We start from the raw sequence: 24,187 nt of genomic DNA on the forward strand, positions 1-24,187 counted from the left end.
CGGCGCCGCGGGAGCGGGGGCAGGTGCCGCCGGAGCAGGTGCCGGCGCGGGGGCGGCGGCGGGGGCCGGAGCAGCAGGAGCCGGGGCAGGTGCCGGAGCGCCGGAGCCGATGCGGCCGACGGCGGCGCCGACGGCGACGGTCTCGTCCTCGCCGACGAGGATCTCCACGAGCGTGCCGGCGAACGGCGACGGGATCTCGGTGTCGACCTTGTCGGTCGAGATCTCCAGGAGCGGCTCGTCGACCTCGACCTCGTCGCCGACCTGCTTCAGCCAGCGGGTGACGGTGCCCTCGGTGACGCTCTCGCCGAGCTCGGGCAGCACGACGTCCTTGGCGTCGCCGGCCGGCGCGGCGGCGGGAGCGGGAGCCTCGGCCGGGGCCGGGGCCGCAGCGGGTGCAGGAGCAGCGGCAGCAGGAGCGGGCGCGGCAGCAGGAGCGGGCGCAGCGGCCGGAGCCGCGGCGAGCGCCGAGCCGTCGCCGATCTTCGCGAGGACGGCACCGACCTCGATGGTCTCGTCCTCCTGGGCGAGGATCTCCTCGAGCACACCGCCCACGGGCGACGGGATCTCGGTGTCGACCTTGTCGGTCGAGATCTCCACGAGGCCTTCATCGGCTTCGACGGTGTCTCCCACCTGCTTGAGCCAGCGGGTCACCGTTCCTTCGGTGACGCTCTCGCCGAGCGCGGGAAGGACCACGGATGTGCTCATGGGCTTCTCTCCTTCAAAATGCCGATGTCGTGACTAGCTTAGTGATGACGCACGGCCCCGTGTCAGAGGCTGTGCAGGGGCTTGCCGGCGAGGGCGAGGAACGCCTCGCCGAGGGCCTCGCTCTGGGTCGGGTGCGCGTGCAGGAATCCCGCGACGTCCTCCGGGTGGGCCTCCCAGCCCACGACGAGCTGGCCCTCGGTGATGAGCTCTCCGACGCGGTCGCCCACGAGGTGCACACCCACGACCGGGCCGTCCACACGACGGACCACCTTGACGACGCCGGACGTCCCGAGGATCTCGCTCTTCGCGTTGCCGGCGAGGTTGTACTCGACGGCGACGAGGGCCGCGTCGCCGTACTGCGCCTGCGCCTGCGCCTGGGTGAGGCCGACGGAAGCCACTTCCGGGCTGCAGTACGTGACGCGCGGCACGGCCGAGTCGGGCACCGTCACGGGCCGCAGCCCCGCGATCTCCTCGGCCACGAAGATGCCCTGCTGGAACCCGCGGTGGGCCAACTGCAGTCCTGGCACGATGTCGCCGGCCGCCCACACGTGCTCGGCGGTCGTGCGCAGCCGGTCATCGACCCGCACGAACCCGCGTTCGAGCGCGACGCCCGCCTCCTCGAGCCCGAGGTCGGCGGTCGCGGGACCGCGGCCGATCGCCACGAGCAGGTAGTCGGCCTCGAGGGCCGTCCCGTCCTCGAGCGACACCGTCACACCGGCATCCGTCTGCGCCGCCCCGGCGAAGCGCACGCCGAGACGGGCGGCGATGCCGCGCTTGCGGAAGGCGCGCTCCAGCTGCTTGCTGAGGGTGACGTCCTCGTTCGGCACCAGGTGGTCGAGGGCCTCGACGATCGTGACCTCGGCACCGAGCGAGCGCCACGCGCTCGCGAACTCGACGCCGATGACGCCGCCGCCGAGGATCACGACGCGACCCGGCACCTCGTCGAGGGCGAGCGCCTGCTCGCTCGCGATGATGCGGCCGCCGAGCTCGAGGCCGGGGATCGTGCGGCTGTACGAGCCGGTCGCCAGCAGCACGTCGGCGCCGCGGTAGAGGTCGTCGCCGACGGCGACCGCGCGGTCGGGGGTCAGCCGGCCGTGCCCCGGGACGACCGTGATGCCGCGGGCCTTCACGAGCCCCTGCAGTCCCGCGAACTTCTTCGCGACGATGCCCTCTCGATAGCCGCGCAGACGGATGCCGTCGATGCCGGTCAGCTCCGCGCCGACGCCCACGTCGAGCGCGCTGCGCACGTGGTCGGCGACCTCCGCGGCGTGCAGGAGGGCCTTCGTGGGGATGCAGCCGCGGTGCAGGCACGTGCCGCCGAGCTTGTCCTGCTCGATCAGCGCGACGGTGCGGCCGAGCTCGGCCGCGCGCAGGGCCGCGGCGTAGCCGCCGCTGCCGCCGCCGAGGACGACGAGGTCGAAGGAGTGCTCGGTCATCGCTGTGCTCCGCTCACGAACTCGATCAGCGACCGCACGGTCGCCGCGGTCGGACCCTTGTCGGTGGCCCCGTACGGGCCGGACTTGTTCATCCCGACGCCGGCGATGTCGAGGTGCACCCAGGGGATGCGGTCCGCGCCGGGCTCGTCCGACACGCGGCCGACGAAGCGGCGCAGGAACAGCCCCGCGAACAGCGACCCGCCGGCCGGGTCGCCCATCTTGGCGTTCTGCAGGTCGGCGATGGGGGAGTCGAGCTCGTCCTCCATGTGCGCCGGCAGCGGCAGGGGCCACGCCTGCTCGCCGGCGCGCGCGGCGGCGGCGAGGAAGTCGGCGACGGCGTCGTCGTCGCCCATGACGCCCGCGTGACGGGTGCCGAGGGCGACCGTGATGGCGCCGGTGAGCGTGGCGACGTCGACGATGACGTCGGGATGCGCGCGGCTGGCCGCGACCAGGCCGTCGGCGAGCACGAGGCGCCCCTCGGCGTCGGTGTTGAGCACCTCGACCGTGGTGCCGTCGAGCATGCGCAGCACGTCGCCCGGGCGCGTCGCCCGGCCCGACGGCATGTTGTCGGCCACGCACAGCCAGCCCGACACGCGTACGGGCAGCGCGAGCGCGGCAGCGGCCCGGACGACGGCGAGCGCGGTCGCCGCGCCGCACATGTCGTACTTCATGCCGACCATGCTCGCGGCGGGCTTGAGCGAGAGGCCGCCGGTGTCGAACGTGATGCCCTTGCCGACGACGGCGACGTGCCGCTCGGCGCCCTCGGGCGCGTAGTCGAGGCGCACGAAGCGCGGCGGCCGGTCGGAGCCCTTGCCGACGCCGAGGATGCCGCCGAAGCCCTGCTCGGCGAGCGCGTGCTCGTCGAGCACCTCGACGGTCACCGGGAGCCCGGCGACGGACTCGGCGGCACGGAGGGCGAAGTCCTCGGGCCCGAGCCACTCGGCGGGCGTGTTCACGAGGTCTTTGACGAGCGCGACGGCGTCGCCGACCGCGCGCACGGCGTCGAGGTCGACGTCCTCGTCGGCCGTGTGCACGACGACGTGCGCGGCACGGCGCGGCGACGCGGTGGTCTTGTAGCCGTCGAAGCGGTACCCGCCGAGGACGGCGCCCTCCGCGGCGGCGCGCCACGACCCGGCCGGCGCGGCCACCGCGACGGTCTCGAAGCCCGTGGTGGCGCGGATCGCCGTTCCGACCGCGTCGCGGACGGCCGCGGCATCCGGATCGGCTCCCGTCCCCACGACGACGAGCGGCGTGGTCGTCGAGGCCGGCGCGAAGACCCGCACCGGCGCGCCCGGCTCACCGGTGAAGCCGATCGCGGCGAGCGCGTCGGCGAGGCCCGGCCAGTCGTCCGGCGCCCCGTCGGTCAGCGGCGGCAGGGGCAGCACGAGCGCATCGGCATCGGACTCGGCGAGGGGACGTGTGCTGTGCGAGAGCTCCGGGAACGCCATGGGTCTCATCCTATGAGCGAGAGTCGACACGGGCGGCGGACCGTCCGAGCCGAGTCGCGGGGCCATCCCGCGCGAGGCCGACGGTGTTCGCTGTCAGCGGGACACGGCCGCAGCCTCCGGCGAACCGGGGCTCGTAGAGTTGAGACGTGCCTGTCTCCGGTCCTCTCTACGAGCGTGTCGCGTCCGCGCCGCCGGTGCCCGCGGGACTGCCGCTGGTCATCGCGCTCACCGGGTTCACGGATGCCGGCGGCGCCGTCTCGCAGGTCATCGACTTCTTCCGCGACGAGCTGAAGCCCTCGCCCGTGGTCTCGTTCGTCAACGACGTGCTGCTGGACTACCGCGCCCGGCGCCCGATCATCTCGTTCGAGGCAGACCACCTCACCGACTACCGTCCGCCGCGGCTGGAGCTCTCGCTCGCGCACGACTCGCTGGGGAGCCCGTTCGTCCTGCTCGCCGGCTACGAGCCGGACTTCGCGTGGGAGACGTTCGCCGAGACCGTCGTGGGCCTCGCCGAGGGACTGCAGGTCTCGTCGGTCACGTGGGTGCACGCGATCCCCATGCCCGTGCCGCACACGCGCCCGCTGGGCACCACGGTCAGCGGCACGCGCGCCGACCTCACGCAGGCCCACTCGGTGTGGCAGCCGCACACGCAGGTGCCGGCGACGGCCGGTCATCTGCTCGAGCACCGGTTCGCGCAGGCCAACGCCCGCGTCTCGGGCTTCGTGCTGCTCGTGCCGCACTACCTCGGCGACACCGACTATCCGGCCGCCGCGATCGCCGCGCTCGACAGCCTGTCGGTGGCGACCGGGCTCGTCTTCGACAGCGACACGCTGCGCGACCAGAACCGCGAGTACCTCGACAAGGTCACCGAGCAAGTCTCGGGCAGCGACGAGCTCACCACCATGCTGCACACCCTCGAGGAGCGCTACGACGCCTACATGGCGGGCTCGACCCTCGGACAGCCGATCATCCACACCGGCGATCTGCCCAGCGCCGACGAGATCGCCGCCGAGCTGGAGCGCTTCCTGGCGACCCGTCCGCCCGGCGAGGACGACAAGCGCCCGCGCCCGTTCCCGGAGTAGGCCGCACGGAATACCGGCACCCGCGCGGCGGTTGTGAACAAGAGGCTATTGCGCATTCGTCCGGTGAGGAGTATGCGACAATGGACCATCCTGACCCGTTGTCAACCCCCTCCCGATGCGCATGAGCGCCTGGGGACTTGACAAGGGGCTTACTAGTGTCCGAAAACCCGACGGGATCCGTCGGTGAAAGGCAAAACGTGACGTCAGGCACGAAGACCACCCGTAGCCGCGCGACCGAGGCGGCCGAGGGCGAGACGACGTCGTCCGCCGCGAAGGCCCCGACCGCCAAGGCATCCACCGCCAAGGCCACCGCCTCGAAGGCGCGCGCGACGAAGACCACGACGGCCAAGGCCGCGACGAAGGCATCGCCGGCCAAGGCCAAGAAGGCGACCGCCGAGTCGGACGAGGACCTCGAGGAGGTCGACGCGGAGGACGTCGAGGTCGACGAGACCGAGCTGGCCGAGGCCGACGGCGACGCCGCGCCCGCCGACAAGGGCGACGCGAAGACGGATGCCGCGGAGGAGGACGACGAGGACGAGGAGAAGCCCGCCAAGCCGGCGTTCACCGAGCCGCTGCCGAGCGGCGCGATCGTCATCTCGTCGAGCGACGAGGACGACATCCCCGTCTACTCGACGCAGATCACCGGCGCCACCGCCGACCCGGTCAAGGACTACCTGAAGCAGATCGGCAAGGTGCCGCTCCTGAACGCGGCCGAAGAGGTCGAGCTCGCGATGCGCATCGAGGCGGGCCTGTTCGCCGAGGAGAAGCTGTCGCACATGTCGGCGGCCGAGAAGTCCAGTCAGCTGGGCCTCGACCTCCAGTGGGTCGCCCGCGACGGCCAGCGCGCCAAGAGCCACCTGCTCGGCGCCAACCTGCGCCTCGTCGTCTCGCTCGCCAAGCGCTACACCGGTCGCGGCATGCAGTTCCTCGACCTCATCCAGGAGGGCAACCTCGGCCTCATCCGCGCCGTCGAGAAGTTCGACTACACCAAGGGCTTCAAGTTCTCGACCTACGCGACGTGGTGGATCCGTCAGGCGATCACGCGCGCGATGGCCGACCAGGCCCGCACGATCCGCATCCCGGTGCACATGGTCGAGGTCATCAACAAGCTCGCGCGCGTCCAGCGCCAGATGCTGCAGGACCTCGGCCGCGAGCCCACGCCCGAGGAGCTCAGCCGCGAGCTCGACATGACGCCCGAGAAGGTCGTCGAGGTGCAGAAGTACGGCCGCGAGCCGATCTCGCTGCACACGCCCCTCGGCGAGGACGGCGACAGCGAGTTCGGCGACCTCATCGAGGACACCGAGGCGGTCGTCCCCGCCGACGCGGTGGGCTTCACGATGCTGCAGCGCCAGCTCGAGTCGCTCCTCGACTCGCTCTCCGAGCGCGAGGCGGGCGTCATCCGCATGCGCTTCGGACTCGGCGACGGCCAGCCCAAGACGCTCGACCAGATCGGCGACACGTTCGGCGTCACGCGCGAGCGGATCCGCCAGATCGAGTCGAAGACGATGGCCAAGCTCCGGCATCCGTCGCGCTCGCAGTCGCTCCGGGACTACCTCGAATGACCGGACAGGCCAACGACGGCAAGGCTCTCGAGGTCGTCGTCGAGGGCGTGCGGTACGCGCGGATCCCGATCCGCACGCACGTCGTCATGCCCGGAGACGACCTGGACGCCGTCGTCTCCGACTACGCGCGCGACCTCCTCGAGCCCGGCGACCTGCTGTTCGTGACCGAGAAGATCGTCGCGATCACGCAGGGCCGCTCGTACGCGCTCGCCGACATCACGCCGCGGCGGCTGGCCCGCCTCCTGTCGCGCTACGTCGTCAAGACGCCGTACGGCATCGGCCTCGGCATGCCCGAGACGATGGAGATGGCGCTGCGCGAGTGCGGCACGCCCCGCATCCTGTTCGCGGCCGCGGTGAGCGCGGTCACGAAGCTGTTCGGGCGCCGCGGCGACTTCTACCGCATCGCCGGCGACAAGGCCCGCGCGATCGACGGCCCCACCAACGGCACCATCCCGCCGTACGACCAGTCCGTCGTGCTCGGGCCGACCGACCCGGCCGGCGTCGCCCGTCGCCTGCAGGCCCTCTTCGGCGGCGGCCAGGACGTCGCGGTCGTCGACATCAACGACATCGGCGGCAACATCCTCGGCTCCACGCTCGACAAGGCGGGGGAGCGGCGACTCGTGCAGATCCTCGGCGACAACCCGCTCGGCCAGGAGCGCCAGTCCACGCCGCTCGGCATCGTCCGGCAGGTCGCGTGAGGCGCGTGCTCGCCGGCGCGAACCGGCTCTTCCGCCGCGCCCGCTTCTTCGTGCGCCGCATCGTCTCGTTCGACCGCGACCGCGTGCGACAGTTCGCGACGCAGTCGGCGAAGCTCTCCCGCGCCCCGCGCTGGTGGGTCATGCTCGACATGATCTGGTGCGCGGTGCGCTACGAGACGACGTTCGAGAACTACTCGGAGTGGGACTTCCGCATCCTCAAGGCGCGCGAGCGCAAGACCTACATGACCGATCCGCGGTCGTTCCACCTCTCCCGGCGCCTCAACGACGACTCCCTGCGCGGCGTCTTCGACGACAAGCTGCAGTTCAACCCGCGGTTCGACGACGAGCTCGGCCGCGCGTGGCTCGACGTGTCGACGACGGATGCCGCGGCGCTCGAGGAGTTCGTCCGCCGCTTCGACCGCGTCATCACGAAGAACCCCGGCGGCGTCGGCGGCAACGGCATCACGATGCGCGACACCGCCGACATCGCCGACGTCGCGGCGCTCCGCGACGAGCTCGTCGCGTCGGGCGAGACCCTCGTCGAAGAGGTCATCGTCCAGCATCCCGAGCTCGCCCGGCTGTATCCGGGGAGCGTCAACTCGCTCCGCATGGTCAGCTACCTCGACCCCGACGGCGAGGTCCACGTGCTCGCGGCGGTGCTCAAGGTCGGCAACGGCGGCGTGATCGACAACTTCAGCAACGGCGGCATGTACACGATGCTCGACGAGCAGGGCCGCGCCCTGCACCCCGCCGCCGACGAGGAGGGCCACCCGCACGCGACGCACCCCATCACCGGCGTGGAGATCACCGGCTACCAGGTGCCGCTCTACGACGAGGTCCTCCAGCTCGTCGACCGCCTCGCGCGGCGCGTGCCCGAGCTCCCGTACATCGGCTGGGACGTCGCCATCACGCCCGAGCGGCCGATCGTCATCGAGGGCAACCACAACTCGGGCGTGTTCCAGTCCAAGCCGTCGGTGTCCGGCATCCGCCGCGGCCTGCTGCCGCGCTACCGCGCCGCGATGCGGTTCTGACCCGTCGCGTCGCGGCTCCGACCCGCGGCCATGACCCAGAGAGGTTCGTCTCCATGAGCGAGCGCAGCGTGCGCCTGAAGTACCTGCTCCACCGGGCCCGCAACATCCGGCCCGGCAACCTCGTCGAGTTCGCCAAGCAGGTGCAGCGGGTCTCGAAGGCGCCGCTGCCGGTGATCATCGCCGACATGCTGTGGTGCTCGGTGCGCTACGACATGGGCTTCCGCGACTACGCGGTGTGGGACATCCGGCTGCTGAAGGCGCGCGAGCGCAAGACCTGGATGACGCACCCGAAGTCGCATCGGCTCACCAAGCTCTACAACGACCCCGCCTCGTACCATCGGTTCGAGGACAAGATCACGTTCTACGGCGAGTTCGCCGACGTCATCCGCCGCGAGTGGATCGACGCGCGCACCGCGACCGACGCCGAGGTGGCCGACTTCGTCGCGCGGCACGGCCGCGTGGTCGCCAAGCCCGCCGCCGGCGAGGGCGGCGCGGGCATCTCGGTGTACACGACCGACGACGTGACGGATGCCGCGGCGTTCCGCGCGCGCCTGATCGCGGCCGACCAGACGCTCGTCGAGCAGGCGCTCGAGCAGCACGAGGCGATGGCGGCGCTCTACCCCGACAGCGTCAACACGCTGCGGATGATCACGTTCTACGACCCGGACGCCGACCGCATGCACCTGGTCGCGGCCGTGCTGCGCATCGGCAACGGCGCGGCGATCGACAACTTCGCCTCCGGCGGCATGTTCACGCTGCTCGACGAGCGCGGGGTCGTGCTCTACCCGGGCGTCGACAAGAACAGCAACGTGTACGCGACGCATCCGAAGACCGGCACGCCGATCCAGGGCTTCCAGGTGCCGCGGTACGAGGAGGCGCTGGCCCTCCTCGAGGACGTCGTGCGCCGTATCCCCGAGATCCGCTACGTCGGCTGGGACATCGCGATGACGCCCGACGGCCCCGCCGTCATCGAGGGCAACCACAACTCGAGCGTCTTCCAGCCGAAGCCCTCGGCGTCGGGGGTGCGCACCGGCCTGCTGCCGGTCTACAAGGCGGCGTTCGGCTTCTGAGCCCGGGCCGGCCTCAGTCGTTCGCGAGCAGGGCCTCGGTCAGCCGCGACGTCTCGTCGTGCCACGTGGTCGCGACCGCGCGCAGCTTCTCCTCGTACTTGCGGCCGTGGTGCGCGCAGAACAGGAGCTCGCTGCCGTTGACCTCGGCGGCGATGTAGGCCTGCGCACCGCACGAGTCGCACCGATCCGCCGCCGAAAGACGGTAGACGCGTGCGGCCGGCTCGGTGGTGGTCGACATGCTCATCGTGTGCTCCTCGGGTACGGGTGCGCGTGCATGACATGTAACCACGGCGGCCCTGGATAGATGCCGCGATGTCCGCGCATTTCGCTGTGCGCGTACAGGCGCGCCCGCGGCGACCCCGCGGCCGACGCCGACCGGGCGCTCGCACGTGTGTCCTGACGGTCGTGTCGGCGCCCGCGGATACGCTGGGGGACTGTGACCGCCGAGTACTCCGCCCACCACCTCCAGGTGCTCGAGGGGCTCGAGGCCGTCCGCAAGCGCCCCGGCATGTACATCGGCTCGACCGACTCGCGCGGGCTCATGCACTGCGTGTGGGAGATCATCGACAACGCGGTCGACGAGGCCCTGGCCGGCTTCGGCGAGCGCATCGACATCGTGCTACACGCCGACGGCAGCGTCGAGGTGCGCGACCGCGCTCGCGGCATCCCGGTCGACGTCGAGCCGCGCACGGGCCTCACCGGCGTCGAGGTCGTCTTCACCAAACTGCACGCCGGCGGCAAGTTCGGCGGCGGCTCGTACGGCGCCTCCGGCGGCCTGCACGGCGTGGGCGCCTCGGTCGTCAACGCGCTCTCCGAGCGCCTCGACGTCGAGGTCGACCGCGGCGGCAAGACGTGGGCGATGTCGTTCCGGCACGGCGAGCCGGGTGTGTTCGCCGGTCCAGAGCCCGACTCCGCGTTCACGCCGTTCGAGCGCAGCTCCGAGCTGCGCGTCGTCGGCAAGGTCGCCCGCGGGGTCACCGGGTCGCGCATCCGCTACTGGGCCGACCGGCAGATCTTCACGAAGGATGCCGCCTTCCACCTCGACGAGCTCTCGCAGCGCGCGCGGCAGACCGCGTTCCTCGTGCCGGGGCTCGAGATCGTCGTGCGCGACGAGCGCGGCGGCGCCGACGAGGTCGACGAGACGAGCTATCGGTTCGACGGCGGCATCTCGGAGTTCGTCGAGTTCCTCGCCCCCGACGCGGCCGTGACCGACACGTGGCGGCTCACCGGCGCGGCGACGTTCACCGAGACGGTGCCGGTGCTGCAGGCATCCGGCGCCATGGTGCCGACCGAGGTCGAGCGCGAGTGCCACGTCGACGTGGCCCTCCGCTGGGGCACCGGCTACGAGACCGTGACCCGCTCGTTCGCGAACATCATCGCGACGCCCAAGGGCGGCACGCATCAGCAGGGCTTCGAGCAGGGGCTCATGAAGATCCTGCGCACGCAGGTGGAGCAGAACGCGCGGCGCCTCAAGGTCGGCAACGACAAGCTCGAGAAGGACGACATCCTCGCCGGGCTCACCGCCGTGCTCACGGTGCGGCTTCCCGAGCCGCAGTTCGAGGGGCAGACCAAGGAGGTGCTCGGCACGCCCGCGGTGCGGCAGATCGTGACGAACGTCGTCTCGCGCGAGCTGACCGCCCGGTTCGCCTCCACCAAGCGCGACGACAAGACGCAGACGGCGCTCCTCCTCGACAAGGTCGTCGCCGAGATGAAGGCGCGCATCTCGGCGCGCACGCACAAGGAGACGCAGCGGCGCAAGAACGCGCTGGAGTCGTCGTCGCTGCCCGCCAAGCTCGCCGACTGCCGCACGAACGACGTCGCCGAGTCGGAGCTGTTCATCGTCGAGGGAGACTCGGCGCTCGGCACGGCGAAGCTCGCCCGCAACAGCGAGTACCAGGCGCTGCTGCCCATCCGGGGCAAGATCCTGAACGTCCAGAAGGCGTCGATCAGCGACATGCTCTCCAACGCCGAGTGCGCCGCGATCATCCAGACGATCGGCGCCGGTTCGGGGCGGTCCTTCGACCTGGCCGGCGCGCGCTACGGCAAGATCATCCTGATGAGCGACGCCGACGTCGACGGCGCGCACATCCGGACCCTGCTGCTCACGCTCTTCTTCCGCTACATGCGGCCGCTCATCGAGGACGGGCGCGTCTATGCCGCCGTGCCGCCGCTGCACCGCGTCATCGTCGTGAACCCCGGCTCGAAGCCGAACGAGACGATCTACACCTACAGCGAGAAGGAGCTGCACGCGCTCCTCGCGAAGCTGCGGCGGTCGAACCGGCGCTGGCAGGAGCCCGTGCAACGGTACAAGGGCCTCGGCGAGATGGACGCCGACCAACTCGCCGAGACCACGATGGACCGCGCCGGGCGGCTGCTGCGCCGCGTGCAGGTGACCGATGCCGAGGCCGCGGCATCCGTCTTCGAGCTCCTCATGGGCAGCGACGTCGCCCCGCGCCGCGAGTTCATCGTGAGCTCGAGCGACGCGCTCGACCGCGAGAGCATCGACGCGTAGCCCGCCGCACTGCTTCGGCCGGCGCGGATCAGCGGATGCCGGTGCCCACGGCTCCCACGACCGCGTCCAGCGCGACGCCCGAGGCGTCGCGCTTGGCGCCCGGCTCGGGGAGCCTGCGGACGGCGCCGTCGGTGCCGACCGCGCGCGGGTCGGTGCCGACCCAGGCCAGCCGCAGGGTGTCCTCGCCGCGCAGGAACCGCTGCGCGCGCACGCCGCCGGTGGCGCGGCCCTTGGGCGGGAACTCGGTGAACGCCGAGACCTTGGCGCTCCCGGCCTCGGCGCCCGCGAGCGCCGCCGCCGCGCCCGCGATCGTGACCACGACGGTATCGTCCGACGGCGCGACCGCGGTGAACGCGACGACCTGCTCGCCGTCCGTCACGCGGATGCCGGCCATGCCGCCCGCCGCCCGGCCCTGCGGCCGCACCGCGGCCGCGTCGAATCGCAGCAGCTGCGCGTCGGAGGTGACGAACACCAGCTCGTCGGCGTCGGACGCGACGGCGGCGCCGACGACGCGGTCGCCGGGCTTGAGCGCGATGATCTCCACGTCGGTCTTGCCGGGCGGCAGCTCGGTGGCGGCCACGCGCTTGACGACGCCCTGGGCCGTCCCCAGCGCGAGAGGAGGCTCGGCGTCGAGGGGGACGATCGCCACGACGTGCTCGGAGCCGGACAGGCCGAGGTACTGGTCGGCGCGCGTGCCGGCCGCCAGCTGCACGGAGTTGCCGGGCACCGACGGCAGATCGACGGGCGAGAAGCGGACGAGCCGCCCCGCCGAGGTCACCGCGCCGACGTCGCCGCGCGTCGTCGTGGTCACCGCGGAACGGATCGCATCGTGCTTCGCGCGACGCACGGGCGCGACGACGGCGCCGGAGTCGTCGAGCTCGGCGCGCACCATGCGTCCGGTGGCCGAGAGGAACACGCGGCACGGCGCGTCGGCGATCTGCAGGTCGGCGGGCGCGCTGCTGCGCGAGCGTGCCTGCACCGGTCCGCCGTTGAGCAGCAGCGTGCGGCGCGGGGTGCCGTACGCCTCGGCGGCGGCGTCGAGCTCGCGCGCCACCTGCGCGCGCAGCAGGGCGTCGCTGCCGAGCAGCTCCTCGAGGCGAGCGATCTCGGCCTTCAGCTGGTCGCGCTCGCTCTCCAGCTCGATGCGCGAGAACTTCGTCAGGCGCCGCAGGCGCAGCTCGAGGATGTACTCGGCCTGCGGCTGCGAGAGGTCGAACACGTCCATGAGGCGCGTGCGCGCCTGCTCACCGTCGTCGGAGGTGCGGATGACCTGGATGACCTCGTCGATGTCGAGGATCGCGATGAGGAGCCCCTCGACCAGGTGCAGCCGCTCGTTCTTGCGGGCGAGGCGGAAGCGGCTGCGCCGCGTGACGACCTGGATGCGGTGGTCGAGGTACACCCGCAGCATCTCGACGAGGCCGAGCGTCTGCGGCTGGCCGCCCACGAGCGCCACGTTGTTGATGCCGAACGAGTCCTCCAGCGGCGTGAGCCGGTAGAGCTGCTCCAGCACGGCATTCGGGTCGAAGCCGGTCTTGATGCCGATGACGAGCCGCAGTCCGTGGTTGCGGTCGGTGAGGTCGGCGACGTCGGCGATGCCGGTCAGCTTCTTGGAGCCGACGGCATCCTTGATCTTCTCGATGACCCGCTCGGCGCCGACCATGTACGGCAGCTCGGTGACGACCAGACCGGTGCGGCGCGGTCCGAGCGACTCCACGGACACCTTCGCGCGCGTGCGGAACGTGCCGCGCCCGCTCGCGTACGCGTCTCTGATGCCGTCGAGGCCGACGATGATGCCGCCGCCGGGAAGGTCGGGACCGGGCACGAACTCCATGAGGTCGTCGAGCGTCGCCTCCGGGTGCTCCAGCAGGTGCACGGCCGCCGAGACCACCTCGATGAGGTTGTGCGGGGCCATGTTGGTCGCCATGCCGACCGCGATGCCGGTGGCGCCGTTGACGAGCAGGTTCGGAAACGCCGCCGGCAGGACCTCGGGCTGCTGGAACTGGCCGTCGTAGTTCGGGATGAAGTCGACGACGTCCTCGTCGAGGTTCTCGGTGAGGGCGAGCGCGGGCGGCGCGAGGCGGGCCTCGGTGTAGCGCGCGGCGGCGGGTCCGTCGTCGAGCGAGCCGAAGTTGCCGTGGCCGTCGACGAGCGGCACCCGCAGCGCGAACGGCTGCGCGAGCCGCACGAGCGCGTCGTAGATCGCGGAGTCGCCGTGCGGGTGGAGCTTTCCCATCACCTCGCCGACGACGCGGGCGCTCTTGACGTGGCCGCGGTCGGGCCGCAGCCCCATGTCGGCCATCTGGAAGAGGATGCGCCGCTGCACCGGCTTGAGCCCGTCGCGTGCGTCGGGGAGGGCGCGCGAGTAGATGACCGAGTACGCGTACTCGAGGAACGAGCCCTGCATCTCGGCCGAGACGTCGACGTCCTCGATGCGTCCGTGATCGGCGGGGACGGATGCGGTGCGCGCTGCGGCCATGGATCTGAGCGGTCTCCGGGAACGGGGAACGGCCCGTCCCCGTGTGCGAGACTGGCCGGGATGTCCCTCAGCCTACCCGCGGACCCGCCGCAGACCCGGAGCCTCACCGGTGTCGTGCCGCAGCTGCTGGACTCGCTCACGGGCGCCTCGGACTGGTTCGCCCCGGCGCGGTCGGCGGTCGTGCTCCTCGTCGACGGCCTGGGCCGAGGCAACCTCACCGCGCGCGCCGGACATGCCCGGTTCCTCGTCTCGAGCATGGCGAAGCGGGATGCCGCGCGGACCGTCTTCCCGTCCACCACGGCATCCGCTCTCACGAGCCTGCTGACCGGCGAGGCCCCCGGCGTGCACGGCATCGTCGGCTACCGCGTGCGCATCCCGGGGACGGATGCCGCACCGAACCAGCTCAAGGGCTGGGAGACCGCCGGCCTCGACCCGCACGCGTGGCAGCGGGGCGCGCCGCTGCTCGAGCGCGCGGCCGCCGAGGGCCGGCCCTGCTTCGTGGTCTCGGACGCCCGATACGCCGGCACCGGCTTCACCGAGGCGATCCTGCGCGGCGGCGCGTTCGTCGCGGGCGCGACGACGGCCGAGCGGGTGGAGATCGCCGCCGACCTCGCCGCACGGCATCCCGGTGCGCTCGTGTACGCGTACACGAGCGACCTCGACGTCGTCGGCCACGCGCACGGGTGGGAGTCGGATGCCTGGGCCGCGGCCCTGGAGCGCGTGGACGACGCCGCGCGCCTGCTGGAGCAGGCGCTGCCGGCCGACGTCGGCGCCGTGGTCACCGCCGACCACGGCATGGTGGACGTGCCGCGGCACCGTCAGCTGCTGATCGGCGAGGGCGACCCGCTGTGGGACGGCGTCCGCATCGTCGCCGGCGAGCCGCGCATGCTGCACCTGTACGCCGACGAGCCGGTCGCGGTGCTCGATCGGTGGCGCGCCGCCGAGCAGAGCCGCTCGTGGGTGCTGTCGCGCGACGAGGCCGTCGCCGCCGGCCTGTTCGGCGCGCGCGTGGACCCGGAGGTCGCGCCGCGCATCGGCGATGTGCTCGTCGCCGCGCGCGCGGACGTCGCGTACTACGACGACCGCCTCGCCGACAAGAAGTCGCAGCGCATGATCGGCCAGCACGGGTCGCTCACCGACCGGGAGCGGATCGTGCCGCTCATCCGGCTCGGCGCGTACCGGTCGCGCTGAGCTCGGGCGCCGCTCGGCTCAGGCGTCCTCGGTGCGCGCGCCGAACACGATCTCGTCCCACGAGGGCATCGCGGGGCGACCCTTGCGGCGGCCGGCGTCGGAGGACGAGGACGACGAGGATGCCGGCGCCGAGGGCTCGTGGTCACGGCGCTCCGGCGGGGACGGGCGGCGCTCCGGCGCGGACGGCTTCTCGAACAGGGGCAGCTCACCGTCGTCGAAGCCGGGCTCGAGCGCGTCGAACAGGGCGACCGGCGCGTGATCGGCCGGCTGCTCCGCCGACTCCTGCGTCGGCATCGCGTCGCGCTGACCGCGCCGGCGGCGCAGCGCCTCGAGGAGGTCGGCCGTGTCGGTGCTCGTGATGTCGACCTCGGGGGCGCGGTTGATCGCGGCGTCCTGCGCCGGCGACGGCCCGGCGGGATGGACCACCGGCGCCTCGATGTCGGCCTCCGGCTCGGCGAGGCGTCGCGGCCCGAACGCGCCGCTGTCGAAGCGCGACTCGTCCTTGACCGTCTGGGTGTCGAGCGCCCGCAGGCGCGGGATGAGGCCCTCCGGCAGCGACCCCTGGCGGGAGAGCTGCACGGCGTCGGAGTTCAGCGGCGACAGCGTCGAGCGACGCGGGTCGAACGACCAGCGCGCGTCGTGGTCGACGTCGTTCGCGGTGAACTCGAGCTTCACGACCCAGCCGGTGATCTCCTTCCAGCTCGTCCAGCGCTCGGCCGAGGCGCCCGCCTCGGCGAGCTTGATGCGCACGGCCGTGCCGAACGTGGGCTGCAGGTCGGGCTCGAGGTCGCCGCCCATCAGGACGGGCACGGCGAGCGCCTGGCCGACGACGTGCTCGCGCTCGGCGAGCACCGGCCCCTCGTAGCGCACGACATCCTCGACGCGCACGCCGAACAGGCTCGCCACCTCGTCGGCCGACAGCCCGGCACGGATCTGCGCCTGGATCTCGCGCGGGCTCGGGCGTCCGGTGCGCTGCTGCGCCACGGGGGCCGTGCGCCTCAGCTGCGCGCGCAACGTGTCGTTGACGGGAAGCGAGAAGCGCTCCCCGGACTCCGTCGCGAGGACCAGGACGCCCTCTTCCGTGCCGATGACTTTGAGCTGTTCCATGCGAAACGCGCCTCCAGAACCTGGGTGTCCGCCCATGCTGTCACAGGCCGATCCGAGGCCCGGGAATATTGCGGGCGCGCCGCGAGTTCGAGGGAGGGCACCAGCCGTGCACGCGAACTTTGCCACCCCCATTTGCGAAAAGCAAGAGGTTCGTGCAAACTATCGCCGCCCCTCAGGTGAGACCCACCCAGTTCCCGGAAGTTGAGACGTTCTAGCAATGGCTACGGATTACGACGCCCCTCGCAAGACCGAAGACGACAGCGAGTCGATCGAGGCCCTCAAGGAGCGCGTGCCCGACAAGCTCTCGGGGTCGGTCGACGTCGAGGACTCCGACAACCCCTCCGGCTTCGAGCTGCCGGGCGCGGATCTGTCGGATCTCGAGCTCGACGTCGTCGTGCTCCCGCCGCAGGAGGACGAGTTCACGTGCGCCGAATGCTTCCTCGTGAAGCACCGCACGCAGATCGACCACGAGACGCCGTACGGCTACGTGTGCAAGGAATGCGCGGCCTGACCGGTCCTCACGGGGCCGACGGCACCGGCTCCGCCGCGGAGCCGGCCTGAGCGCGCCGGATCGCGGCGGCGACCCGCTCCGGCGTGCGCGACGAGAACACCCACATCGTCACCGGGTCGTCGGCATCCCGGATCGGCACGCGCACGACGCCGTCGATCCCGCCACGCAGCAGGTGCCACGAATGGCGCCCCAGGCCGGGCCCGCGCGCGTGCCGCGCGTCGTCGCCGGTGAGCGTCTCGGGCGTCCCGAGGTAGCGCAGCTCGATGCGCGCGCGGCCGACGCGCAACATGCCGTCGCCGACCTCGACGACGGGGGAGAGAGCGACGAGCGCCGCCACCACGGCCACGCCGACGGCCGCACCGGCCACGAGCGCCACGGTCGCGTCGAAGGGGGTCAGCACGAGTGCGACCATAGGCGCGCACATCGCGGCGCTCACGAGCGCCCACAGCGACGGGCTCAGCCGCTCCCGGTAGGCGGCGGCCCGGGTGTTCGCAGAGGTTGTGTGCATTACCCTCGATGAGTGACCGAATCCGTGGACGTACCCATTATCGCGCCCGAGGTTCCCGTCTACGCCCACCCCGGCGACGCCGGCGCCGATCTCGTCTCGACCGAGTCGCTGCGTCTGGAGCCCGGACGGCGGGCGCTCGTGGGCACGGGCGTGCGGATCGCGCTCCCCGACGGCTACGCCGCCTTCGTCGTGCCGCGCAGCGGCCTGGCCGCCCGGCACGGCATCACGATCGTCAACGCGCCCGGCACCGTCGACGCCGGCTACCGCGGCGAGATCAAGGTCACGCTCTTGAACACCGATCCGGATGCCGCCTACGACATCGCCGCCGGCGACCGCATCGCGCAGCTGATCGTCATGCCGGTCACTCGCGCGCGGTTCGTCCCCGTGACGGAGCTGTCCGACAGCGTCCGCGGCGAGGGCGGGTTCGGCTCCACCGGATACCAGCAGACAGGAAGCCCCGCATGAACGACGTGAACGCCGCCAAGGCCGGCCCGGCCGACCGCGCCGCCGCAGGACCGTTCGACGTGTCCGAGGCCAACCCGGTCCGTCCCTACATCGACCTCGGCGGTGTCAAGGTGCTGCCGCGCGACGGCCTCAACCTGCGTCTCGAGGTCGAGGAGCAGACCAAGCGCATCGTCGCGGTGGGCCTCGACTACGCCGACTCCACGCTGCAGGTGCAGCCGTTCGCGGCCCCGCGCTCGTCGGGACTGTGGAACGAGACGCGCGAGCAGCTGCGGCAGCAGATCCTCCAGCAGGGCGGCCGCGTCGAGGAGATCGACGGGCCCCTCGGGCTCGAGCTGCGCGCCGAGGTGCCGGCCGTCGTCGGCCCCGGCGGCGCCGCCGGCGTCCGGCTCGCCCGCTTCGTGGGCGTCGACGGCCCGCGCTGGTTCCTGCGCGGCGTGATCGGCGGCGCGGCGGTGGACGACGCGGATGCCGCGGCCCAGATCGAGGAGCTGTTCCGCTCGATCGTCGTCGTGCGCGGAGCGGCTCCCATGCCGCCGCGCGACCTCATCCCGCTGACCATGCCGGCGACCCCCGGCGCGGCGTGAGCACCCCTCCGCGGCCCCCGGAGCCGTCGGACAGGCCTCCGATGGAGCCGCCGGCGCCGAGCGCCTCGGAGCTCGTCGGCCAGGCGCTCGGCAGCGCCGCGCGCCGCGCCGGCATCGACCCGGCCGAAGGCGCCACCACCGGTCACGTCGTGTGGGCCGCGATGGGCGGCTGGCGCGGCATCCTCGAAGCCGTCCTGCCGAGCCTCGCCTTCCTCCTGCTCTTCATGGTCACGGGCGACCTCGTGCTGTCGCTCCTGGTCTCGGTGGGCGCGGCGGCCGTGTTCACCGTGGTGCGGATGCTGCAGCGCTCGCCCGTCGGCTCGGCGCTCGGCGGCCTCGTGGCCACGGCCGCGGCCGCCGGGCTGGCGCTGTGGACCGGGCGCGGCGAGGACAACTTCGTCCCCGGCCTGATCACCAATGCGGCCTACGGGACGGCGTTCCTCGTCTCGGGCCTGGTGGGCTGGTCACTGATCGGGCTCGCCGCGGGCTTCCTCATGAACGAGGGCACCGCGTGGCGGGCCGACCCCCGCAAGCGCCGCGTGTACTTCTGGCTCGCGATCGCCTGGGCCGCGCTCTTCCTCGTGCGTCTGGGCGTGCAGCTGCCGCTGTATCTCGCCGGCGACGTCATCACGCTCGGCACCCTGAAGCTGATCATGGGGCTCCCGCTGTTCGCCCCCATGATGGCGGTGACGTGGCTGGCCGTGAGGTCGCTCTATCCTCGGCCGGCGGCCGCGGAACGACACCGCGAGCAGTGATACATTTATCTTGACATCGAGATAAATTCTTCGTCGCGGCGATTAGGCGAGCCTCACTAGCCCTGCGCGCCGGTGGCGGGGAAGATGGGAGCCACAGGCCTGGGGTCTGTGCCCGCCGACGAAGGAGACCTGACGTGTCCACTGTTGACAGCTTCGGAGCAAAGAGCACCCTGACGGTCGGCGACACCGACTACGAGATCTTCCGCATCGACACGGTCCCCGGCTACAAGAGACTGCCGTTCAGCCTCAAGGTGCTGCTGGAGAACCTCCTGCGCACCGAGGACGGCGCCAACGTCACGAAGGCGCAGATCGAGGCGCTCGGCAACTGGGACGCCGACGGCGAGCCCAACACCGAGATCCAGTTCACCCCCGCGCGCGTCGTCATGCAGGACTTCACCGGCGTGCCCTGCATCGTCGACCTCGCCACGATGCGCGAGGCCGTCACGGCCCTCGGCGGCGACCCGAGCCGCATCAACCCGCTCTCGCCCGCCGAGATGGTCATCGACCACTCGGTCATCGCCGACCTGTTCGGCACCGAGAACGCGCTGGAGCGCAACGTCGAGATCGAGTACCAGCGCAACGGCGAGCGCTACCAGTTCCTCCGCTGGGGTCAGACGGCGTTCGACGACTTCAAGGTCGTCCCGCCGGGCACCGGCATCGTGCACCAGGTGAACATCGAGCACCTCGCCAAGGTCGTCTACGACCGCGCCGTCGATGGCGTGCTGCGCGCCTACCCCGACACGTGCGTCGGCACCGACTCGCACACGACGATGGTCAACGGCCTGGGCGTCCTCGGCTGGGGCGTCGGCGGCATCGAGGCCGAGGCGGCCATGCTCGGCCAGCCGGTCTCGATGCTCATCCCGCGCGTCGTCGGCTTCAAGCTCACCGGCTCGATCCCCGCCGGCGTCACGGCGACCGACGTCGTCCTCACGATCACCGACATGCTCCGCAAGCACGGCGTGGTGGGCAAGTTCGTCGAGTTCTACGGCGCGGGCGTCGGCTCGGTGCCCCTCGCGAACCGCGCGACCATCGGCAACATGAGCCCCGAGTTCGGCTCCACCGCGGCGATGTTCCCGATCGACGACGTCACGCTCGACTACCTGCGCCTCACGGGCCGCAGCGAGCAGGCGATCGCCCTCGTGGAGAAGTACGCCAAGGAGCAGTCGCTGTGGCACGACGCGGCGCACGAGCCGGTCTACAGCGAGTACATGGAGCTCGACCTCGGCACCGTCGTCCCGTCGATCGCCGGCCCCAAGCGCCCGCAGGACCGCATCCTGCTCTCCGAGGCCAAGACGCAGTTCGGCAAGGACATCCTGAACTACGCGGCCGCCTCGACGAGCGACGACATCGTCGATCTCGAGGGCAAGCACTCCTTCCCGGCATCCGACCCCGGTCAGGTGCCCGGCGAGGAGGAGCCGACCACCCGTCCCGTGCACATCAACAGCGGCAACCAGGCCGCGTGGTCGACGCCGGTGCCGGTGACCACCCCCGACGGGCAGGAGTACACGCTCGACAACGGCGCGGTGACGCTCGCGGCGATCACGTCGTGCACGAACACGTCGAACCCCTCGGTCATGATCGCGGCGGGCCTCCTCGCCAAGAAGGCGCTCGACAGGGGCCTCACGCGCAAGCCGTGGGTCAAGACGACGCTCGGCCCGGGCTCGAAGGTCGTCACCGACTACTACGAGAAGTCCGGCCTCGACAAGGCGCTCGAGGGCCTCGACTTCTACACCGTCGGCTACGGCTGCACGATCTGCATCGGCAACTCGGGTCCGCTCATCGAAGAGGTCTCCGAGGCCATCAACTCCCACGACCTCGCGGTCACCGCGGTGCTCTCCGGCAACCGCAACTTCGAGGGCCGCATCAGCCCCGACGTGAAGATGAACTATCTCGCGTCGCCGCCGCTCGTGGTCGCCTACGCGCTCGCCGGGTCGATGAACTTCGACTTCGAGACCGACCCGCTCGGCAAGGACGGCGACGGCAACGACGTGTTCCTCAAGGACATCTGGCCCGCCCCCGACGAGGTGCAGGAGATCATCGACTCGTCGATCTCGCGCGAGCAGTTCATCAAGCAGTACGCCACCGTCTTCGACGGCGACGACCGCTGGCGCAACCTCCCGACCCCGACCGGTCCGGTCTTCGAGTGGGACGACCAGTCGACGTACGTCCGCAAGGCGCCGTACTTCGACGGGATGACGATGGAGCTCACACCGGTGAGCGACATCCACGGCGCCCGGGTCATGGCGACGCTCGGCGACTCGGTCACGACCGACCACATCAGCCCCGCCGGCAACATCAAGGCCGGCACCCCGGCCGCGCAGTACCTCACCGAGCACGGCGTCGCGCAGAAGGACTTCAACTCCTACGGCTCGCGCCGCGGCAACCACGAGGTGATGATCCGCGGCACGTTCGCGAACATCCGCCTGAAGAACCTGCTCGTGAGCGCCGTCAACGACGGCGCGATCGTGGAGGGCGGCTACACGCGCGACTTCACGCAGCCCGGCGGCCCGCAGTCCTACATCTACGACGCGTGCCAGAACTATCAGGCGCAGGGCACGCCGCTGGTCGTGTTCGGCGGCAAGGAGTACGGCTCCGGCTCGTCGCGCGACTGGGCGGCGAAGGGCACGAGCCTCCTCGGCGTCAAGGCGGTCATCACCGAGAGCTTCGAGCGCATCCACCGCTCGAACCTCATCGGCATGGGCGTCGTGCCGCTGCAGTTCCCGGCGGGGCAGTCGTGGCAGTCGCTGGGCCTCGACGGCACCGAGATCGTCTCGATCGAGGGTCTCGAGCAGCTCAACGAGGGCGTCACGCCGAAGACGGTGCACGTGACCGCGGCTCCCAGCGAGTTCTCCGCGCCCGACAAGGCGACCGTCGAGTTCGACGCGGTCGTGCGCATCGACACCCCCGGTGAGGCGGACTACTACCGCAACGGCGGCATCCTGCAGTACGTGCTGCGCTCGCTCGTCTGAGCCGCTCGCCCCGGGAGCGCGGCACCCTCCCGGGGTGACGGCCTAGACTGGCCGGACCGTCGCACGAAGGGAGTCTGATGGCGCTGTTGCCTGAGATCACCGGACCTCGTGACCTGGACGCCCTGACGATCGATCAGCTTCGCGAGCTGGCCCAGGAGATCCGCGACTTCCTCATCGAGAACGTGGCGCGCAGCGGCGGCCACCTGGGGCCGAACCTCGGCGTCGTCGAGCTCACGCTCGCGATCCACCGCGTCTTCGACTCGCCCGACGACCCCATCGTCTTCGACACCGGTCATCAGTCGTACGTCCACAAGATGCTCACCGGCCGGCAGGACTTCTCCGCGCTCCGCGCCCGCGGCGGGCTCGCCGGCTACCCGCAGCGCGGCGAGAGCGAGCACGACGTCGTGGAGTCGTCGCACGCGTCGAGCTCGCTGAGCTGGGCCGACGGCATCTCGCGCGCGCTCACGCGCACCGGCCGCAACGACCGGCACGTCGTCGCGGTCGTCGGCGACGGGGCCCTCACGGGCGGCATGACGTGGGAGGCGCTCAACAACATCTCCGACGACAACGACCGCAACCTCGTCATCGTCGTCAACGACAACGGCCGCTCGTACGCGCCGACGATCGGCGGCATGGCGCGCTACCTCAACCGGGTGCGGACCGCCGACTCGTACCGCACGCTGCGCCGCGGCTCGGACGAGCTGTTCGGCCGCTTCGGCGCGCCCGGCCGAGCCGTCTACCGCGGCGTCCGCGGCGGCACGCACGGGTTCCTCTCGCGCTTCACCAACAACGCCGCGCTGTACTCCAACCTCGACATCAAGTACCTCGGCCCCGTGGACGGGCACGACCTGCCCGTGCTCCTGGAGACGCTCGAGCTCGCCAAGCAGTACGGGGCGCCGGTCATCGTGCACGCGATCACCGAGAAGGGCCGCGGCTACGACCCGGCCCGCAACGACGTGGCCGACCAGTTCCACGCCGTCGGCCAGATCGATCCGGTCACGGGGGAGCCGATCGGCGGCTCGTCGGCGCAGACGTGGACGGACGTGTTCGCCGCCGAGCTCGTCGCCGCCGGCGAGGCCCGCGACGACGTGATCGCGGTCACCGCGGCGATGCTGCGGCCGACCGGGCTGCAGGCGTTCGCCGAGCGCTTCCCCGACCGCGTGTACGACGTGGGCATCGCGGAGCAGCACGCCGTGGCATCCGCCGCCGGCATGGCGTTCGGCGGGCTCCACCCGGTCGTCGCGATCTACGCGACCTTCATGAACCGCGCCTTCGACCAGGTGCTCATGGACGTCGCGCTGCACAAGGCCGGCGTCACGTTCGTGCTCGACCGCGCCGGCGTCACCGGCCCCGACGGGCCGAGCCATCACGGCGTGTGGGACCTGGCGATGCTGCAGCTCGTGCCGAACATCCGCATCGCCGTGCCGCGGGATGCCGCGCGGCTGCGCGAGGAGTTCGCCGAGGCCGTCGCGGTGTCGGACGCCCCCACGGTGGTCCGCTTCCCGAGGGGCTCGGTGAGCGCCGAGCTTCCGGCCGTGGAACGGCTGGCCGACGGCGTCGACGTGCTCGCACGCAGCGAGGCGCAGGACGTGCTGATCGTCGGCATCGGCCCGATGGCGCACCTGGCCGTCGAGGTGGGCGAGCGCCTGCGCGCGCAGGGCATCGGCTCGACCGTCGTCGACCCGCGGTGGGTGGTGCCGGTGCAGCCGTCGATCGTGGAGCTCGCGGCATCCCATCGCCTGGTCATCACGATCGAGGACGGCATCCGCGTCGGCGGCATCGGCACGCGCGTGCGTCAGGTGCTGCGCGAGGCCGGCGTCGACACCGCCGTCGACGAGCTGGGCCTTCCGGACGAGTTCATCGACCACGCGAGTCGCGAGCAGATCCTGGAGGATGCCGGGCTCACCGCCGCCCGCATCGCACACGACGTCGTGGCGCAGGTGCTCGGCACGCGCATCCCGATCGCGCGGCCCGAGCCCGACACCGGTGCGACCTGGCATCCTGACGACGTTCGCATCCAGGAGCACGACGCCGCCGAGCGCGCTGACAGCTGACCGCCCGGACCTGTGGTGTCACG

General features: G+C 71.7%; 20 protein-coding genes. 13 read left to right on the top strand and 7 right to left on the bottom strand.

The features are described from left to right. The 3 genes from WML84_RS03350 to WML84_RS03360 all read right to left on the bottom strand — a co-directional run. Positions 1–705: biotin/lipoyl-containing protein (locus tag WML84_RS03350; protein WP_347344725.1), on the bottom strand; the 705-nt coding region annotated here is incomplete at its 3' end. A 62-nt stretch (positions 706–767) separates the two neighbouring features. Beyond that, positions 768–2,141 carry a dihydrolipoyl dehydrogenase gene (gene lpdA, locus WML84_RS03355; protein WP_347344726.1) on the bottom strand — a complete coding sequence of 458 codons (1,374 nt, stop codon included), beginning with the start codon at positions 2,139–2,141 and terminating at the stop codon, positions 768–770. Further along, a complete protein-coding gene (locus WML84_RS03360; RefSeq protein ID WP_347344727.1) occupies positions 2,138–3,589 on the bottom strand; it encodes a leucyl aminopeptidase in 1,452 nt (483 codons plus the stop codon). The genes lpdA and WML84_RS03360 overlap by 4 nt, the downstream gene beginning before the upstream one ends. Positions 3,590–3,735: 146 nt before the next feature. Here WML84_RS03360 and WML84_RS03365 point away from each other — a divergent pair, with 146 nt between their 5' ends. The 5 genes from WML84_RS03365 to WML84_RS03385 all read left to right on the top strand — a co-directional run bounded on the left by WML84_RS03365 (position 3,736) and on the right by WML84_RS03385 (position 9,032). After that, positions 3,736–4,671: a PAC2 family protein gene (locus WML84_RS03365; protein WP_347344728.1), complete on the top strand. Its 936-nt coding sequence runs from the start codon at positions 3,736–3,738 to the stop codon at positions 4,669–4,671. Between the two features lie 197 nt (positions 4,672–4,868). Then, positions 4,869–6,233 carry an RNA polymerase sigma factor gene (locus WML84_RS03370; protein ID WP_347344729.1) on the top strand — a complete coding sequence of 455 codons (1,365 nt, stop codon included), beginning with the start codon at positions 4,869–4,871 and terminating at the stop codon, positions 6,231–6,233. Continuing rightward, complete coding sequence (locus tag WML84_RS03375; protein WP_347344730.1) at positions 6,230–6,931, top strand: coenzyme F420-0:L-glutamate ligase; 702 nt, start codon at positions 6,230–6,232, stop codon at positions 6,929–6,931. The genes WML84_RS03370 and WML84_RS03375 overlap by 4 nt, the downstream gene beginning before the upstream one ends. A gap of 5 nt (positions 6,932–6,936) precedes the next feature. Then, complete coding sequence (locus tag WML84_RS03380; RefSeq protein ID WP_347344731.1) at positions 6,937–7,962, top strand: sugar-transfer associated ATP-grasp domain-containing protein; 1,026 nt, start codon at positions 6,937–6,939, stop codon at positions 7,960–7,962. A gap of 53 nt (positions 7,963–8,015) precedes the next feature. Beyond that, positions 8,016–9,032: a sugar-transfer associated ATP-grasp domain-containing protein gene (locus WML84_RS03385; RefSeq protein ID WP_347344732.1), complete on the top strand. Its 1,017-nt coding sequence runs from the start codon at positions 8,016–8,018 to the stop codon at positions 9,030–9,032. Positions 9,033–9,045: 13 nt separating this feature from the next. Here WML84_RS03385 and WML84_RS03390 read toward each other — a convergent pair whose 3' ends face one another. Beyond that, complete coding sequence (locus WML84_RS03390) at positions 9,046–9,276, bottom strand: hypothetical protein (protein WP_347344733.1); 231 nt, start codon at positions 9,274–9,276, stop codon at positions 9,046–9,048. A 192-nt stretch (positions 9,277–9,468) separates the two neighbouring features. On the opposite strand from WML84_RS03390, the gene WML84_RS03395 reads away from it, so the two are divergent. Further along, positions 9,469–11,544, top strand: a complete 2,076-nt coding sequence (locus WML84_RS03395; RefSeq protein ID WP_347344734.1) for a DNA topoisomerase IV subunit B — start codon at positions 9,469–9,471, stop codon at positions 11,542–11,544. Between the two features lie 28 nt (positions 11,545–11,572). Here WML84_RS03395 and WML84_RS03400 read toward each other — a convergent pair whose 3' ends face one another. Continuing rightward, positions 11,573–14,020 carry a DNA topoisomerase IV subunit A gene (locus tag WML84_RS03400; RefSeq protein WP_347344735.1) on the bottom strand — a complete coding sequence of 816 codons (2,448 nt, stop codon included), beginning with the start codon at positions 14,018–14,020 and terminating at the stop codon, positions 11,573–11,575. 60 nt (positions 14,021–14,080) lie between these two features. Between WML84_RS03400 and WML84_RS03405 the strand changes: the two genes are divergently transcribed. Beyond that, positions 14,081–15,211: a nucleotide pyrophosphatase/phosphodiesterase family protein gene (locus tag WML84_RS03405; protein ID WP_347344736.1), complete on the top strand. Its 1,131-nt coding sequence runs from the start codon at positions 14,081–14,083 to the stop codon at positions 15,209–15,211. An 18-nt stretch (positions 15,212–15,229) separates the two neighbouring features. On the opposite strand, the gene sepH is transcribed toward WML84_RS03405, so the two are convergent. Beyond that, positions 15,230–16,318, bottom strand: a complete 1,089-nt coding sequence (gene sepH, locus WML84_RS03410; protein ID WP_347344737.1) for a septation protein SepH — start codon at positions 16,316–16,318, stop codon at positions 15,230–15,232. 217 nt (positions 16,319–16,535) lie between these two features. Between sepH and WML84_RS03415 the strand changes: the two genes are divergently transcribed. Beyond that, the gene (locus WML84_RS03415) at positions 16,536–16,829 is read left to right on the top strand and encodes a DUF4193 domain-containing protein (RefSeq protein ID WP_347344738.1); all 294 of its coding nucleotides are present in this window, start codon (positions 16,536–16,538) and stop codon (positions 16,827–16,829) included. 7 nt (positions 16,830–16,836) lie between these two features. On the opposite strand, the gene WML84_RS03420 is transcribed toward WML84_RS03415, so the two are convergent. Next, positions 16,837–17,337, bottom strand: coding sequence for a DUF3093 domain-containing protein (locus WML84_RS03420; RefSeq protein WP_347344739.1), 501 nt, complete (start codon positions 17,335–17,337; stop codon positions 16,837–16,839). A gap of 12 nt (positions 17,338–17,349) precedes the next feature. Between WML84_RS03420 and dut the strand changes: the two genes are divergently transcribed. The 5 genes from dut (at position 17,350) to dxs (ending at position 24,164) form a co-directional block, all read left to right on the top strand. After that, complete coding sequence (dut, locus tag WML84_RS03425) at positions 17,350–17,802, top strand: dUTP diphosphatase (protein ID WP_347344740.1); 453 nt, start codon at positions 17,350–17,352, stop codon at positions 17,800–17,802. Beyond that, complete coding sequence (locus WML84_RS03430; RefSeq protein WP_347344741.1) at positions 17,799–18,386, top strand: DUF3710 domain-containing protein; 588 nt, start codon at positions 17,799–17,801, stop codon at positions 18,384–18,386. Before dut ends, WML84_RS03430 begins: the two co-directional genes overlap by 4 nt. Before the next feature lie 41 nt (positions 18,387–18,427). Continuing rightward, positions 18,428–19,141, top strand: a complete 714-nt coding sequence (locus WML84_RS03435) for a DUF3159 domain-containing protein (protein WP_347344742.1) — start codon at positions 18,428–18,430, stop codon at positions 19,139–19,141. Between the two features lie 134 nt (positions 19,142–19,275). After that, positions 19,276–22,110: an aconitate hydratase gene (locus WML84_RS03440; protein ID WP_347344743.1), complete on the top strand. Its 2,835-nt coding sequence runs from the start codon at positions 19,276–19,278 to the stop codon at positions 22,108–22,110. 77 nt (positions 22,111–22,187) lie between these two features. Beyond that, positions 22,188–24,164, top strand: coding sequence for a 1-deoxy-D-xylulose-5-phosphate synthase (gene dxs, locus WML84_RS03445; protein WP_347344744.1), 1,977 nt, complete (start codon positions 22,188–22,190; stop codon positions 24,162–24,164). Positions 24,165–24,187 lie beyond the last annotated feature (23 nt).

This window comes from Microbacterium sp., from assembly GCF_039812165.1.
Taxonomy (GTDB): Bacteria; Actinomycetota; Actinomycetes; order Actinomycetales; family Microbacteriaceae; genus Microbacterium.